The following is a 14,755-nucleotide window of genomic DNA, read 5'->3' as shown; positions in this document are numbered from 1 at the left end:
TTTGGGTCAGTTAGTTATTCAAGTAGAGTCAATGAGTTTAGAGGAAAAAACGTTATTCCCAATAGATTTAAGCTTTTGGGAAGACTTATGGGATCAGTATACAACACAGTATTCTGAAGTAGTTATACATTGCTGGGCTGAAGAAGAGGATGCAGTCAATGAGCTTTCTGAAAAAAGCTTTGAAGTGATGAATGAGGGATTGATGAAGGTAATTACTGTTAATTTAAACGATGAAAATAGATTGTTTTTCCGGAATTACTCCATTGACCCAGTCGGAGGACTAAAATGGTTCACGATGTTTTTCAATGCAGAGGGCGAAGAAGAGTTAGAAATTGGACATTATGGCTCTGAGATTATTTTTTCTAATGTAGATGAAGAAAAAGCAGAAGAGATAAAAGGAATCTTCCCCATTTCTACTGACATGGAATATCACGACGACTTTGAGGAGTAATATTCTTTTAAATATATAGGGGAGGAGGTGATAGACTAGTGTCTATGGCCTCCTTCTTTTATGCGACGATAGATGGATGATTATTATTTGTTTTCCACATAAGCGTCATTTGTGGAGGAGAAGTGAACTTTACAATTACTATGGTGACTAAGGAAATATATCCTTGCTTCAATAATTGCTTGTCTGCACAAATAAAGCGACTTAGCTATTATTATCACTAAGCAAATAAACAAAAAAACGGCCGTGAAAAGTTTCACGGCCATTTAAAGTATATAGATTAAGCAGTTGGACCGCCTTTAAAAGATATCTCTTCTGATACGGTACCAAACTTTTTGAAGTTCTCATGGAAAGATTGAGCAAGCTCAGCAGCTTTTTTATCATAAGCAGTTTTGTCTGCCCATGCGTTACGAGGAACTAATACCTCAGAAGGAACTCCATCGATGCTTGTAGGAATATCTAAACCGAATACTGCATCTTTTGTTGTTTCCACTTCGTTTAATTTCCCTTCAATCGCTGCACGGACCATTGTACGAGTGTAAGAAAGCTTCATACGACTTCCTACGCCATATTCTCCACCAGTCCAGCCAGTGTTCACTAGAAATACTTGTGCTCCATGCTCGTCAATTTTCTTACCAAGCATTTCTGCATAAACTGTTGCATGCAATGGAAGGAATGGAGACCCGAAGCATGTTGAGAATGCAGGCTGAGGAGAAGTAACTCCACGTTCTGTACCAGCTAATTTAGACGTAAACCCACTTAAGAAGTGATACATTGCTTGCTCTTTAGTAAGTTTGCTGATAGGAGGTAGCACGCCAAATGCATCTGCAGTTAAGAAGATGATTGTATTTGGATGACCCGCTACAGATGGATCTACAATATTATCGATATATTGAATTGGGTAAGCTGCACGTGTATTTTCTGTTAAAGAGTTATCTGCATAATCTGCAACTCGTGTTGTATGGTCAACAACAACGTTTTCTAAAACAGTACCAAATTTAATAGCGTCAAAGATTTGTGGTTCATTTTCTCTTGTTAGGTCGATACATTTTGCATAGCAGCCACCTTCGATATTAAATACACCATTATCTGACCAACCATGTTCATCATCACCGATTAGCTTTCTTCCAGCATCAGCAGATAATGTAGTTTTACCTGTACCTGAAAGGCCGAAGAATAACGTTACATCGCCTTTTTCTCCAACGTTAGCAGAGCAGTGCATAGGCAAAATATTTTGTTCTGGCAATAAATAGTTCATAATAGAGAAGATAGATTTTTTCATTTCTCCTGCGTATTCTGTTCCACCAATTAAAACAATACGTTTTTCCATAGAAACAATGATAAAAGTCTCTGAATTTGTTCCATCAATAGCAGGATCTGCTTTGAAGTTTGGTGCGCTGATTACAGTAAAGTCTGCTTTATGAGCTACTAACTCTTCTTCAGAAGGACGGATAAATAGTTGGTGAGCAAAAAGGTTATGCCAAGCATACTCGTTTATTACTTGAATGCTTAGACGCGAATCCTTATCAGCACCAGCAAATCCTTTGAATACAAATAGTTCATTTTGTTCTTTTAAATAGTTCATAACTTTTGTATATAGTGCTTCAAAATGAGAAGATGAGATAGGTTGGTTTACAGAGCCCCAATCGATTTTGTCTTTTGAGATAGGTTCATCAACAATATACTTGTCTTGTGGAGAACGTCCTGTATATTTGCCTGTCTCTGCTTTAACAGCTCCAGTTGAAGTTAGTACTGCTTCTCCTCTAGAAGTAGCTTTTTCCACCAATTGTGGTACTGATAATTGAAGGCTAATGTTGTTACCAGCTAACAATTCGTTCAGTTCGCTCACAGTATCGATTGAATTCATTTAGTATTACCATCCTTTTTTAATTTTTATCTCTTCATGTAAATAGTCAACATAAAGAGGATTTTTCATTGATATGTGAAATAGTATAACACATTACACTAAATAGTCTACACTAATAGAAGCCCATTATTGGAATAATTTTTGTTTTTGAGAAAAAATTACATTTAATCGGTTGACTTATAACTAATTTTTACGTATGATGGTGAATTGAACGGATACTCTTATTCCGAGCTGGTGGAGGGGTCAGGCCCTGTGAAACCCGGCAACCTGTAATTGAAAAATCATTACAAAGGTGCCCAACCTGAGACAAGGTGAAATTCCTTGATTGATAAGAGTGAAAGGTGTTTATGATATTAATCCCTTTCCTCATGTAATTACGTGAGTGAAAGGTTTTTTTATTTTACATCGCCCTAAATCCTTGTGTGCCAAGTCCGAAGCAGCTTCAAGTTTACTATTGGCTTGACATGGGAATGAGTACCGTATCAATTCCTGAGAGAAATCTCGCAGGATATAGGAGGGAATCTTTTGACACAACGTCGATTATTTACATCGGAGTCAGTAACAGAAGGGCATCCAGATAAAATTTGTGACCAAATTTCTGATGCTATATTAGATGCAATTTTAACGGAAGACCCTAATGCACGAGTTGCTTGTGAAACAACCGTTACTACAGGTTTAGTGTTAGTTGCAGGAGAAATAACAACTTCTACATATGTAGACATACCTAAAGTTGTACGTTCGACTATCCAAGAAATTGGTTATACACGTGCTAAATACGGCTTTGACTCTGAAACTTCAGCAGTTTTAACTGCGATTGATGAGCAATCCGCTGATATTGCTATGGGTGTAGACCAAGCGCTAGAGGCTAGAGAAGGTGCGATGACTGATTCAGATATCGAGGCTATTGGAGCAGGAGACCAAGGGTTAATGTTTGGTTACGCATGTAATGAAACTCCAGAGCTTATGCCATTACCAATCAGTCTAGCTCACAAACTTGCCCGTCGCTTAGCACAGGTTCGCAAGGATGAAACTTTAGACTACTTACGACCAGACGGTAAAACACAGGTAACAGTTGAATATGATGAAAATAACAACCCTGTTCATATTGATACGATTGTTATTTCTACACAACATCACCCAGAAATAACTTTAGAACAAATCCAAAGAGATTTAAAAGAGCATGTTATAAAACCGGTAGTACCTACTGATTTAATAACAGAGGAAACGAAATACTTTATTAACCCGACGGGACGCTTTGTTATTGGTGGTCCTCAAGGTGATGCTGGACTAACTGGACGTAAAATTATTGTTGATACATACGGAGGTTATGCTCGCCATGGAGGAGGAGCTTTCTCTGGAAAAGATCCAACAAAAGTAGACCGTTCTGCAGCTTATGCCGCTCGTTATGTAGCAAAAAATATTGTTGCTGCTGGTCTTGCAGATCGCTGTGAGGTACAACTAGCGTATGCAATCGGTGTAGCACAACCAGTTTCTATCGCAATCGATACATTTGGTACAGGAAAAGTAGCAGAGGCGGATTTAGTATCATATATCCGTGATCTATTTGACCTTCGTCCAGCTGGAATTATTAAAATGCTAGACCTTCGTCGCCCAATTTACAAGCAAACGGCAGCTTACGGACATTTCGGACGTACTGACATCGATGCTCCATGGGAAAAAACCGACAAGGCAGAGCAATTAAAGCAAAAAGCGGGTATTTAAGAATTCAGAGACTTCCTTCTATTGGAATGCCTCGCCTAAAGAAAGAAGGTATTAAGAGGCTAGCCTCTTAATACCTTTTGTTTTTTTCAAACAATTATACAGCTTAACGGTAAATAGGCTGACCAAATAAATGGATCTATTTACTCTTAATGGATTATTGTATAAAAATAACCGGAGTCAAATTTAAAAAAAATTTTAAAATTAGGTGTTTCTTAATTCTAATTTATTCTATTTTAAATTCGATCTTTCTATAAGGGTTTGATGGATTTATAGTACTGTCCTTTTTCAGCATATTCATGAATAATTCGTTGGACATCTTTTTTATCTTCGTCATTCAATTCACGTATAATCTTAGCTGGACTACCGAATGCTAAAGTATTAGGCGGGATTTTTTTCCCTTGAGGGACAAGACTACCAGCTCCAATAAATGCTCCTTCGCCTATTTCTGCACCATCTAAAATAATGGACCCCATGCCTATTAATGCGCCTTTACGTATAGTACAGCTATGTAATGTAACCTGATGGCCAACAGTTACCTCATCTTCAATTATGAGTGGATTATTTGGGCTTTGATGAAGGCAACTTAAATCTTGAATACTAACTCTGCTTCCTATTATAGTAGGGGCAACGTCCCCTCTTATTACCGTATTAAACCAAATTGTAGTCTCTGGACCGATTGTAACATCACCTGTGATTGTGACATAATCAGCAATATAGGCAGATGCATCAATCGAAGGTTTCTTATCTTTGTATGGATAAATCAAAATAGACACGCTCCTTTGTTTTTCTAGAGTATAATTAATCCTATCAAACAAATCGAAAGAAAGAAATAAATAGGACGTAGAGAGTGTTACAGAAATGAGGTATGTTGAACATGTGGAAGTGGGAGTCAGATGAAAAGGCTAAAGCGGTTGTAATTATTGTTCATAGTGCCTATGAGCATCACAGACGTTATGCTTGGCTAATCGAAAAATTGCGAAGCTCAAATTGCCATATAGTGATGGGAGATTTGCCAGGTCACGGGGAGTTAGTGAGAACCAAGACCATTCACGATGAATCCTTTGATCTTTATAAAGACTACATAAAGCAAGCAGTGCAGGTTGCTGTTTCATATGACCTTCCTATTTTTATAGTAGGACACGGGCTTGGAGCAACCTTAGTTATGAAGATGTTACATAAGATAGAGGTGGAATATGCTGGTGTTATCTTAACATCTCCGTGGCTTTTGTTAAAAAAACTTCCTTCCAAGTGGACAAAGGCATTAGCTAAAATCTCTGTGCAGCAGAAGATCAATCATGACATTGAACTAAAGGAACTAACTAGAAACTACAGCGCCTATCAAGATCTAGTAAACGATCCGTATTATCGAACGATTATTTCACATGATTGGTATAAAGAGCTTGAAAATGAGATGAAAACTGTAAGCCAATATCCCGAATCTATTCCTAATGTCCCTGTTTTATTAATGACGGGAGAAAGAGATAAGATTACGGACACAGCAGCAGCCAAAGCATGGTTGAAAAAACAGGAGCTATCGGATTATCAATTCAAGGAATGGAAGAATTGTTTTCATGATCTGTATTTAGAGCCAGAAAGAGAAGAAATTTTTACATATTCTCACTCCTTCATTAATAATGTACTGAGATCTATCGGTTATATCGTTTAAAATGCATCTTTTTTTCAAACAAACATATTGAGCAACAATTAATCTTCATTTTTATAAATGGGGATTTTTTGTGTTATAATCATATAATTGAAAATAGAGTAAGAGATTAGGAGAGAGATATGGAAAACCAACATATTATTCGTAATATTATCGTCGAAACACCTTCAAAACCTGGTAACTTTGCTAAGGTAGCGACTGCCATAGGCATGGGAGAAGGAGATATAGGAGATATCACTACTTTAAAGAGTGGTGCATTGACAACTATTCGAGATATATCCGTTACGAGCAAGTCTAAAAAAGACTTCGAGCTAATTATAAAAAACATTGAAGCAATTGGAAACGGTGTGAAAATCCAAGCTATCAGTGATGATGTGTTAAAAGCCCATGAAGGTGGGAAAATTGCAATGAAGAGCAGATATGATGTCCGCTCATTAGGAGATTTGCAAAGAATTTATACACCTGGAGTGGCAAGTGTATGTATGGAAATTGTTAACGAACCAGATAAGGCCCAATATTTCACTTCCATCGGAAACTCCGTTGCTATTGTAACGGATGGTACCGCTATTTTGGGTTTAGGTAACATTGGTTCCGTGGCAGGTATGCCAGTAATGGAAGGGAAATCTGTACTATTAGATCAGTTCGTTGGATTGAGCGGAATACCAATTCTATTAGATACTAGTGATCCCGATGAGATTGTAGAAACTATAAAGCATATTCACCAAGGATTTGGTGCAATTCTATTAGAAGATATTGGTTCACCGCATTGCTTTGAAATAGAAGAAAGACTGAAAGCAGAGCTTCCAATACCTGTGATGCATGATGACCAGCACGGCACTGCTGTAGTGGCTTTAGCGGCTATACTTTCTGCTTGCCGAGCTACTGAGGTAGACATAAAAACTGCGAGAATTGGTCAGATTGGCTTAGGAGCAGCGGGATTAGCTATTTGTCGTATGTTAATGGCTTACGGTGTGGAAGAAGTGTATGGCTTGGACCGTCAGGAAGCAGCTAAAGAGCGTCTTCTTCACTATGGAGGAAAAACGATTGATTCATTAGAAGAGATGATGAAGAATTGTGATATTATTGTTGCTACGACAGGTGTCGAGGGATTGATTAAACCTGAGATGGTGCGAAAAGGTCAAATTATTTTAGCACTTTCCAACCCTAATCCAGAAATCCTTCCATCTATTGCTATCGCAGCGGGAGCAGCCTTTGCAGCAGATGGTCGCTCTGTTAATAATGTAATTGGCTTCCCAGGTATTTTTAAGGGTGCTTTAAATGCTGGGGCAAAAGAAATTACGTATCCAATGCTTATTGCAGCAGCTCAGGCAATAGTCGATTATACAAGACCGGGAGAGTTAATACCAAATCCATTAGACCCTGCGGTACATTATATAGTTGCTCGAGCAGTTGAAGAGGCAGTGACTAAAGAAGCTTAATAATCTAGCATGAGTCAGCATTATTTAATATGATATATACAAGAAAAGAAGATATCGCCTAGGAGGCCGATATCTTCTTTTTTAATGCTTCATTATAATCAGTTGCTTCTATTAAAGCCTTTTCTTCCAATGGAATTCGGACTGACAGCATAGCCAAATTCAACAATGTGAAAGCTAATGCAGTAAAGTATGCCTGGAACATTAGAGGCAATAATAATATCTCGGTGCAAACAACAATATAATTCGGATGTCTGAAGTAAAGATATGGTCCTTTAGTAACCACATTTGCCCCAGGAAGAACAATTATTTTTGTATTCCAGAACTTTCCGAGAGAAGTTAAACACCAAACGCGAAGAATTTGAACTAACAAGAATACGAAAAAAAATACAGGAAATAATGGAGAAGTTGTTCGGTTTAAAAAGACGACCTCCGCAACCAAAAAGAGAAAAAAGCTAATATGCAAGGCTAGCATATAAGGATAGTGAGAGGCTCCTACTTCATATGCACCTTGAGCCAGCATACGTTTCTCGTTCCTCTTAGCAATTACTACTTCCACCAACCTTTGAATAATAACTAGTGCAATGATTATGAAAAACAACATACTAATTCCTCCAATTTAATAACACTGCTTCGCCACAAAATCCTGGGCCTAAAGCGACTAGCATGCCATAGTTATTAGGAGTATTTTCTTTAAGCATAAATTGCTCTAATACATAGAGAACGGTTGGTGAAGACATATTCCCATGATTTTTTAATACTTCTCTTGAAATAGCTGTTTGGTTTTCAGACAGACTAAGAGAATCCTCATAAGCTTTCAAAACTTTTTTTCCACCTGGATGAGCAACGAAATTAATGATATCCTCACTAGTGAGATTTTCCTCACTCAAGAATTCGTGCATAAATGGACCAAGCCATTTGGAGATAATTGTTGGAATGCTCTTTGAGAATACAACGTGTAAACCGCTGTTTTTTACTTCCCAGCCCATTACATCCTCAGAGTCGGGCATCCATTTGGATGCTGTTTTGATAATATGAGGTACTGGTCTTTTAGTAGCTATATCAACATCGTCTCCGCAAACTAACACACAAGCTGCTCCGTCTGCAAACAAGGAAGCACCGACTAAATTACTCTTTGAATAATCATTTGGTTGGAAGGTGAGGCTACATAGCTCTACACAAACTACTAAAGCCTTGTCAGAAGGATGTGCTTTACAATAATCGAACGCTCTACTTATTCCAGCTGCGCCGCCTGCACATCCTAGTCCCCATAATGGAATCCGTTTAAGACGATCTGAGAAGGGAAGATGATTCATCACACGAGCATCAATACTCGGAGTAGATATACCAGTACTGCTTACAAAAATAATGGCATCGATTTCTTCTGGTGATACTTTATTCTCTAAAAAAGAACTGTTTTGGAGACAGGCTTGGATGACTTCCACGCTATATTTGGTAGTAAGATCGATATATGTGGAATTTCTTTCTTCAAATGAATGGGTGGTTTTGTGCCACTCTAAAGGAACACAGAAATTTCGGGTATTAATGTCACCATTTTCAAATACTTTTAGTAATCGTTCGAGCTGTGGGATTTTATCGTGAAAAAGCTCTTTCGTTAATTGTTCTATGTTCGATTGTTCTAGGGTGTATGGAGGTTTGTATGTACTAACAGAAGCAATTTTTGGCATGGTAATCTCCTTTTTGTGTTAGTCTCTCCATCCTTCATCCATATATTCACCTTTCTTTCATTTTTTCAATGGCAATTATAAATGGAGGGTCATTTTCTTGGTTTAGAAATTGGTAGCATAATACATGAACGAAAGATTGAGGAAGTCGTTGAACAAAAGAAATGAGTTCATCTTTTTCTTGTTTACCACCCTCATGCCCATGATAAACTACTAATACTATAAGACCCCCGACCTCCAAAAGGTCTAACAAGGAGGAAATAGCCTTAGTAGTAGAATTCCCTGTAGTTACTACTTCATGGTTGCTTCCCGGCAGGTATCCTAGATTGAAGACTGCTGCAGAAATTTTATTCTTTACATATTCTCCTACGTTCTCATGACTATCTAAAATAAGAGAAACACGATCTCTTAGTTCTGCATTGCTGAGTTTCTCAGAGGTCGATTCAATCGCTTCCTTTTGGACATCAAAAGCGAAGACATGACCCTGTGTGCCAACTAAGCTTGCAAGGAATAGTGTGTCATAACCATTCCCTGCAGTTGCGTCTACAACTGTGTCACCTTCTCTAACGACCCCTTGAAGAAGCTCTTTTGCATATGGAAGAATTCTTTTTAACTTCATATTAATTCACCAGTTTTCGTATAAAATTTTCCTTGATAACTTTCTCTTCTAGCTAGCTCAGCATCAATTCCATTTAACACTTCCCATTTGTTGGAACTCCACATAGGACCAATCATTAAATCGATAGGCCCGTCTCCAGTAATACGATGAATTATCATTTCTGGCGGGAGGATTTCTAATTGATCGGCTACTAGCTGGATATATTCATCACGACCCATAAACTCTAGCATCCCTTTTTCATATTGCTTCACCATAGGAGTTCCTTTTAATAGATGAAGAAGGTGAATCTTAATACCTTGGACATCCAGCTTTGCTACCTCTCTAGCTGTTTCCATCATCATATCGCGATTTTCTAATGGTAAGCCGTTTATAATGTGGGTGCATATACGGATCCCGTGTTTTCTTAACTTGGAAACTCCTTCTATATAACTAGGATAATCATGAGCTCTATTTACTATTTTTGCTGTACTTTCATGGACAGTTTGTAAGCCGAGCTCAACCCACAGATATGTACGTTCATTTAACTCAGCCAAATATTCCACTACATCATCAGGTAAACAGTCTGGTCTAGTGGCGATAGAAATTCCTACTACTCCTTCTAATGCTAATGCGGCTTCAAATTTCTCCTTTAAAACAGGAAGAGGTGCATGCGTATTTGTATAAGCCTGAAAATAAGCGATATATTTTCCTTGCTTCCATTTCTCATGCATCTTATCTCGAATTTTCTCAAATTGCACCGGAATTGGGTCTACTTTATCACCAGCAAAATCCCCGCTGCCTGCAACACTGCAAAATGTGCATCCTCCGTATGCTACTGTGCCATCACGATTTGGACAATCAAAGCCTGCATCAAGCGCAACCTTAAAAATCTTCATATCAAAAATGTCTCGCAAATATCGGTTCCACGTATAGTATCTTTTCCCATCTGTAGGGAAAGGGAAGTTATTAGTCATATTCTTCACTCCTTAACAGGATTATTTTATCATGAATATTTGATTTAAAGATGTAATTATCTTGAAGTGGTGACTAAAAACAGCTACAATATTTTGAGTGTCTAAAGAAATGAGGTATTTAAAATGCCAAAAGCAGTATGGCTCTTAATAATAGGAATGTTCATAAATACGACAGGAAATTCATTTTTATGGCCTTTACATACAATTTATATGCATGATTATTTAGGTCAATCGTTGACCACTGCAGGCTTAGTATTAATGCTTAACGCAGGGACCGGAGTAATAGGTAATTTATTGGGTGGGTATTTGTTTGACCGCATAGGAGGCTATAAGTCTATTATGTTTGGTATTCTCCTGTCTATGTTGTCGTTAGCAGCGTTGACTGTATGGCATGACTGGCCCGAATATATTTGGCTCGTTGCTATACTAGGATTTAGTGGGGGTATTATCTTTCCTAGTATGTATGCAATGGTAGGAAATGTTTGGCCAGAAGGAGGTAGAAGAGCATTCAATTCTATTTATTTAGCCCAAAATTTAGGAGTGGCAATTGGACCTGCCTTAGCGGGTCTTGTAGCGGATAATAATATCAACAATATTTTTGTAGCAAATTTATTTGCGTATGTTTTCTTTTTAGTGATTGCCGGCGTATTTTATAAAAATATGTCAATCGTTTCTAATCATCAAGCTTCTGTTTTAGGAGAAAAGAAGAAAATAAAAAAAATGGCTCCTATTTATGCAATGATGATTGTCACTTTTGGTTATATGCTTACATGGATCATATATGTACAATGGACATCGACTATTTCAACCTATGTGTTAGATTTAGGAATCACCTTAAAAGAATATAGTCTGTTATGGACAGTTAATGGAGCACTAATATTACTTGCTCAGCCACTTATTAAACCGATTATAAATAAATTAGAGCATAAGATTAAAACGCAAATGGTCTTAGGGCTTGTCATATTTATGATTTCTTTTGTAGTGGTAGCATTTGCTGAAAACTATACGATGTTTGTAGTTGCCATGGTCATACTCACTTTTGGTGAAATGTTCGTTTGGCCAGCCGTTCCAACGTTAGCTAGCCAGTTGGCTCCGAAAGGCAAAGAAGGATTCTATCAAGGTATCGTTAATAGTATGGCTACAGTTGGACGGATGATTGGACCATTTATAGGAGGGGTTTTAGTAGAGGCATACGGAACTCCGGCGATGATACTAATCTTAGCTAGTCTTATAATTATATCTATAATTACTAGCTTACTTTATGATATACCTTTAAAAAAAGAAGCCGCTTTAAATGAGTAAAAATAAATAGATAATTCCTAAACCTAAGTTCAATATTTTGTTGACTTAGGTTTTTTAATTAAAAAAGAAGGAGATATTTTTATTCCAATCGACAGTGTGAAAAATGGTCGTATTTGAATAAATTAACTCATCTGTATGAATGTTAAAAGGTTATTTAGCTCTCAAGTCGAATATAAGTCATTTAAAGAAGAATCCAGTTACAAAGGATACGTTTAAAAAGTGAAGAAAGCGGGTCAAACATAGCAATAGATAATAACAAAAGATTTATTCAATTATTATTAAGGAGGTGCTTGTTACAGTTTATTTCTATTATTAATTTTAATATCATTTATAGCTTTTGGTTGTTCGTCTAAAATAAAAAGAGGAGGCGTAGGATGAAGCAACATAAAATCAGAATTACTCCGTATAACTCCAAATATGCAGAACAAACAGTGGAAATGTGGCGAGATAGTAAGGAACAGGCTATTGGTCAAAAAGAAATACATGACTTTGAAAATTATTTATATTTTTTAAATAATATATTACCTGAACGGTTTCAAATAGAATTAGCGTTAATTGATGAAGAAGTGGTTGGAATGATTGCATATAATGATAGGGAAATAAACCAATTATATATTCATCTAGAATATCAAGGATTCGGTATAGGGCGGACATTACTAGATAAAGCAAAAGCACAATCTAGTGGGAAATTAATCTTGTACACATTTGAAGTAAATGAAAAGGCACAAAGATTTTATGAAAATAATGAGTTTGAAATCATAAGTAGAGGTCATGAAAACGAAGAAAATTTACCAGATATTCAATATGAATGGGTATCTGCAAAATAGTAATTTTTCCAAAGTAGTAACAAGATTGAATATGTATTTTGAGATAGAAAAGCATTGCGATGTTCTATTTTTAGCCCACCATTATAAATTATTACCCTTAAACTATTGAAACAGTTTAGTAAAAGAAGGTGAACCATAAAAAATAGATAATACAGCAATCTAGGAGGTGTTTGGCTTGAAGAATAGACAAGAAACTCCAAAGGAAAAAAGAGAAAGGTTAAGGCAACTAGAACTAAATAAAAATCCAGGCGGTGCATTAAGAGATGGATTTAGTCGAGGTGAAAATGGAAATTATACTGATATAACAGGTGGTATGGGTTGGAAGGGTACAGTAATATTGATTGTTGTTTTAATAGTTGGATTTGTTTTATATAAACTTTTTTTAAAATGATTTTAACTGTGATTCGCTTCGCAGAATTAGAAATTTTTTTAATCCAATACTTGCTGGCTCTTAATCAGATATTACTGAACTAAAAAGGTAGGATAGTTCCCAACCTTAAAACAAGCAGAGAATAAAAATGAACATATATAGCCTATTGATACGGAAATTTAACAATATGGTAAAATAACTTAAGTAATAATGAATAGTAAAATAACGAAGAGGGAAGGGGATTGAAAATGGATACAAGATACCCAATTGGAGAATTACAGGTTCCTAAAAAAGTCACATTAGAAAATATTCAAGAATGGCTAAAGAAAATCGAAACTTATACGATTCGTTTAAGAGAAACTGTTGACTCTTTAAGCGATGAGGAATTAAGCAAAATATATCGTGATGGTAGCTGGACAGTTCGTCAACTTGTCCATCATATTGCAGATTCTCAGTTGAATATGTATCAACGTTTGAAGCTAGCTTTAACAGACGAGAATCCAACAGTACCAGCTTTTGATCAAGAAAAGTGGGCTATTCAACCGGATACCAAGCTTCCTATAGAGAGTTCTATTAAAATGCTAGAAGGTATAAATGAGCGCATCGTATCTTTAGGATATAGTTTAACTGAAGAGCAATTAGATCGAGCTTTTACTCACCAGGAAAATGGTAAAATAACAGCCGCAACAAAAGTAGCAAAATTAGCTTGGCATGAAGAGCACCACTTAGCCCATATAAAAATCGCATTATCAAAATAATACATTATGTATGGAATTGGCTTATCGAAGTTCGATGGGTCAATTTTTGTTTATATTTTTTCCTAATACACATTTGTAGGGCATAACTTCTTACTTATTATTAAAGGAGCGACGTATTGAAATGACTATAAATTTAAAAAAGTGTACTATTGAGGATTTACCTGTGCTTCAAAAAATTAGTTATGAAACATTTAATGAGACATTTAAGCATCAAAATTCACTTGAGAATATGAATTCCTATTTAGAAAGAGCATTTAACTTAAAACAATTAGAAAAAGAAATTTTAAATATTTCTTCGCAATTCTTTTTTGCTTATTCTAACAATGAAATTGCAGGATACTTAAAGATCAATACCAATGATGCTCAGTCTGAAAAAATGGGTGATGAATCACTTGAAATAGAGAGGATTTATATAAAGAACAAATTTCAAAAACATGGAATTGGTAAATATCTCTTTAATAAAGCCATGGACATTGCGGTGGAAAGTAATAAACAGAAAATCTGGTTAGGCGTTTGGGATAAAAATGAAAATGCTATAGCTTTTTATGAAAAAATGGGGTTTATTCAAACTGGCGCTCACTCCTTTTATATGGGGGACGAGGAACAAATAGACTTTATAATGACCAAAACACTAATATAACTAATTTAGAAAGGAGAATTATTATCTACCATCCTTGCGCTTGTTCGGATGGGGCAATGATAAAAAACATCTGAGCAATCGATAAAATTAGTTGCAGACTTTGTGTGGAGGGATTAATTTGACAGTAGAAAAAAGTTTAAGGGTTTGTGAAAAAGGACATAAGTTTTACAAAACTAGTGAGTGTCAAAGTTGCCCTACCTGTGATAAAAAGAATAAACCTAAAAGTGGGTTCCTTTCTAAACTCAGCTCACCCGCAAGAAATGCATTAGTTCACGAAGGAATTGACACTTTGCAAGAACTATCAAGCTATACTGAAAAAGAAATTTTAAAAATTCATGGCATTGGACCAGCTTCATTACCTATTATGAGAACTTCATTAAAAGAAGAAGGGTTAACATTTAAAGAATAAAAAACAAAAATACTTGAAGCTTTTTACTTAACCAATGGGTGTGCCTAAATTGAACA

16 protein-coding genes and 1 riboswitch are annotated in these 14,755 nt (G+C 36.3%); of the genes, 10 read left to right on the top strand and 6 right to left on the bottom strand.

Annotation, left to right across the window (positions count from 1 at the left end):
• The first annotated feature begins 1 nt into the window (after window position 1).
• Window positions 2–451 carry a hypothetical protein gene (locus MHB55_RS14315; protein WP_144535157.1) on the top strand — a complete coding sequence of 150 codons (450 nt, stop codon included), beginning with the start codon at window positions 2–4 and terminating at the stop codon, window positions 449–451.
• Between the two features lie 277 nt (window positions 452–728).
• Here MHB55_RS14315 and pckA read toward each other — a convergent pair whose 3' ends face one another.
• Entirely contained in the window at window positions 729–2,315 is a 1,587-nt protein-coding gene (pckA, locus tag MHB55_RS14310) for a phosphoenolpyruvate carboxykinase (ATP) (RefSeq protein WP_144535159.1), read from the bottom strand.
• Window positions 2,316–2,533: 218 nt separating this feature from the next.
• Window positions 2,534–2,650, top strand: a riboswitch (SAM riboswitch).
• Window positions 2,651–2,840: 190 nt separating this feature from the next.
• Here pckA and metK point away from each other — a divergent pair.
• The gene (metK, locus tag MHB55_RS14305; RefSeq protein ID WP_144535161.1) at window positions 2,841–4,037 is read left to right on the top strand and encodes a methionine adenosyltransferase; all 1,197 of its coding nucleotides are present in this window, start codon (window positions 2,841–2,843) and stop codon (window positions 4,035–4,037) included.
• A gap of 248 nt (window positions 4,038–4,285) precedes the next feature.
• On the opposite strand, the gene MHB55_RS14300 is transcribed toward metK, so the two are convergent.
• Window positions 4,286–4,801, bottom strand: a complete 516-nt coding sequence (locus MHB55_RS14300) for a gamma carbonic anhydrase (RefSeq protein WP_151113399.1) — start codon at window positions 4,799–4,801, stop codon at window positions 4,286–4,288.
• Window positions 4,802–4,911: 110 nt separating this feature from the next.
• On the opposite strand from MHB55_RS14300, the gene MHB55_RS14295 reads away from it, so the two are divergent.
• Together MHB55_RS14295 and MHB55_RS14290 are read left to right on the top strand one after the other, a co-directional pair.
• The gene (locus MHB55_RS14295) at window positions 4,912–5,703 is read left to right on the top strand and encodes an alpha/beta hydrolase (protein ID WP_151113401.1); all 792 of its coding nucleotides are present in this window, start codon (window positions 4,912–4,914) and stop codon (window positions 5,701–5,703) included.
• A 119-nt stretch (window positions 5,704–5,822) separates the two neighbouring features.
• Window positions 5,823–7,139: an NAD-dependent malic enzyme gene (locus tag MHB55_RS14290; protein WP_151113403.1), complete on the top strand. Its 1,317-nt coding sequence runs from the start codon at window positions 5,823–5,825 to the stop codon at window positions 7,137–7,139.
• A gap of 58 nt (window positions 7,140–7,197) precedes the next feature.
• On the opposite strand, the gene MHB55_RS14285 is transcribed toward MHB55_RS14290, so the two are convergent.
• The 4 genes from MHB55_RS14285 to MHB55_RS14270 are packed head-to-tail and all read right to left on the bottom strand — an operon-like array spanning window position 7,198 to window position 10,393.
• Window positions 7,198–7,740: an isoprenylcysteine carboxyl methyltransferase family protein gene (locus MHB55_RS14285; protein ID WP_340863476.1), complete on the bottom strand. Its 543-nt coding sequence runs from the start codon at window positions 7,738–7,740 to the stop codon at window positions 7,198–7,200.
• A gap of 1 nt (window position 7,741) precedes the next feature.
• Window positions 7,742–8,824: a 3-oxoacyl-[acyl-carrier-protein] synthase III C-terminal domain-containing protein gene (locus tag MHB55_RS14280; protein ID WP_144535171.1), complete on the bottom strand. Its 1,083-nt coding sequence runs from the start codon at window positions 8,822–8,824 to the stop codon at window positions 7,742–7,744.
• 46 nt (window positions 8,825–8,870) lie between these two features.
• Complete coding sequence (locus MHB55_RS14275) at window positions 8,871–9,440, bottom strand: class I SAM-dependent methyltransferase (RefSeq protein WP_144535173.1); 570 nt, start codon at window positions 9,438–9,440, stop codon at window positions 8,871–8,873.
• Window positions 9,437–10,393, bottom strand: a complete 957-nt coding sequence (locus MHB55_RS14270) for a TIGR01212 family radical SAM protein (protein ID WP_144535175.1) — start codon at window positions 10,391–10,393, stop codon at window positions 9,437–9,439. The genes MHB55_RS14275 and MHB55_RS14270 overlap by 4 nt, the downstream gene beginning before the upstream one ends.
• A 123-nt stretch (window positions 10,394–10,516) precedes the next feature.
• Here MHB55_RS14270 and MHB55_RS14265 point away from each other — a divergent pair, with 123 nt between their 5' ends.
• The 6 genes from MHB55_RS14265 (at window position 10,517) to MHB55_RS14240 (ending at window position 14,699) form a co-directional block, all read left to right on the top strand.
• On the top strand, window positions 10,517–11,695 hold the full coding sequence (locus MHB55_RS14265) for an MDR family MFS transporter (protein ID WP_340863475.1): 1,179 nt from the start codon (window positions 10,517–10,519) through the stop codon (window positions 11,693–11,695).
• Window positions 11,696–12,069: 374 nt separating this feature from the next.
• Window positions 12,070–12,522 carry a GNAT family N-acetyltransferase gene (locus MHB55_RS14260; RefSeq protein ID WP_340863474.1) on the top strand — a complete coding sequence of 151 codons (453 nt, stop codon included), beginning with the start codon at window positions 12,070–12,072 and terminating at the stop codon, window positions 12,520–12,522.
• A gap of 175 nt (window positions 12,523–12,697) precedes the next feature.
• The gene (locus tag MHB55_RS14255) at window positions 12,698–12,913 is read left to right on the top strand and encodes a DUF6366 family protein (RefSeq protein WP_151113412.1); all 216 of its coding nucleotides are present in this window, start codon (window positions 12,698–12,700) and stop codon (window positions 12,911–12,913) included.
• 227 nt (window positions 12,914–13,140) lie between these two features.
• Window positions 13,141–13,650 (top strand): YfiT family bacillithiol transferase, encoded by a 510-nt coding sequence (locus MHB55_RS14250; RefSeq protein WP_340863473.1) that lies wholly within the window; start codon window positions 13,141–13,143, stop codon window positions 13,648–13,650.
• Window positions 13,651–13,771: 121 nt separating this feature from the next.
• Entirely contained in the window at window positions 13,772–14,290 is a 519-nt protein-coding gene (locus MHB55_RS14245) for a GNAT family N-acetyltransferase (protein WP_340863472.1), read from the top strand.
• 118 nt (window positions 14,291–14,408) lie between these two features.
• Window positions 14,409–14,699: an RNA polymerase alpha subunit C-terminal domain-containing protein gene (locus MHB55_RS14240; RefSeq protein WP_144535182.1), complete on the top strand. Its 291-nt coding sequence runs from the start codon at window positions 14,409–14,411 to the stop codon at window positions 14,697–14,699.
• Window positions 14,700–14,755 lie beyond the last annotated feature (56 nt).

Source organism: Psychrobacillus sp. FSL K6-1267, from assembly GCF_038003265.1.
Lineage (GTDB): Bacteria > Bacillota > Bacilli > Bacillales_A > Planococcaceae > Psychrobacillus > Psychrobacillus faecigallinarum.
Note: the sequence above shows the minus strand (reverse complement) of the source record. Positions and strands in the feature narration are given on the sequence as shown.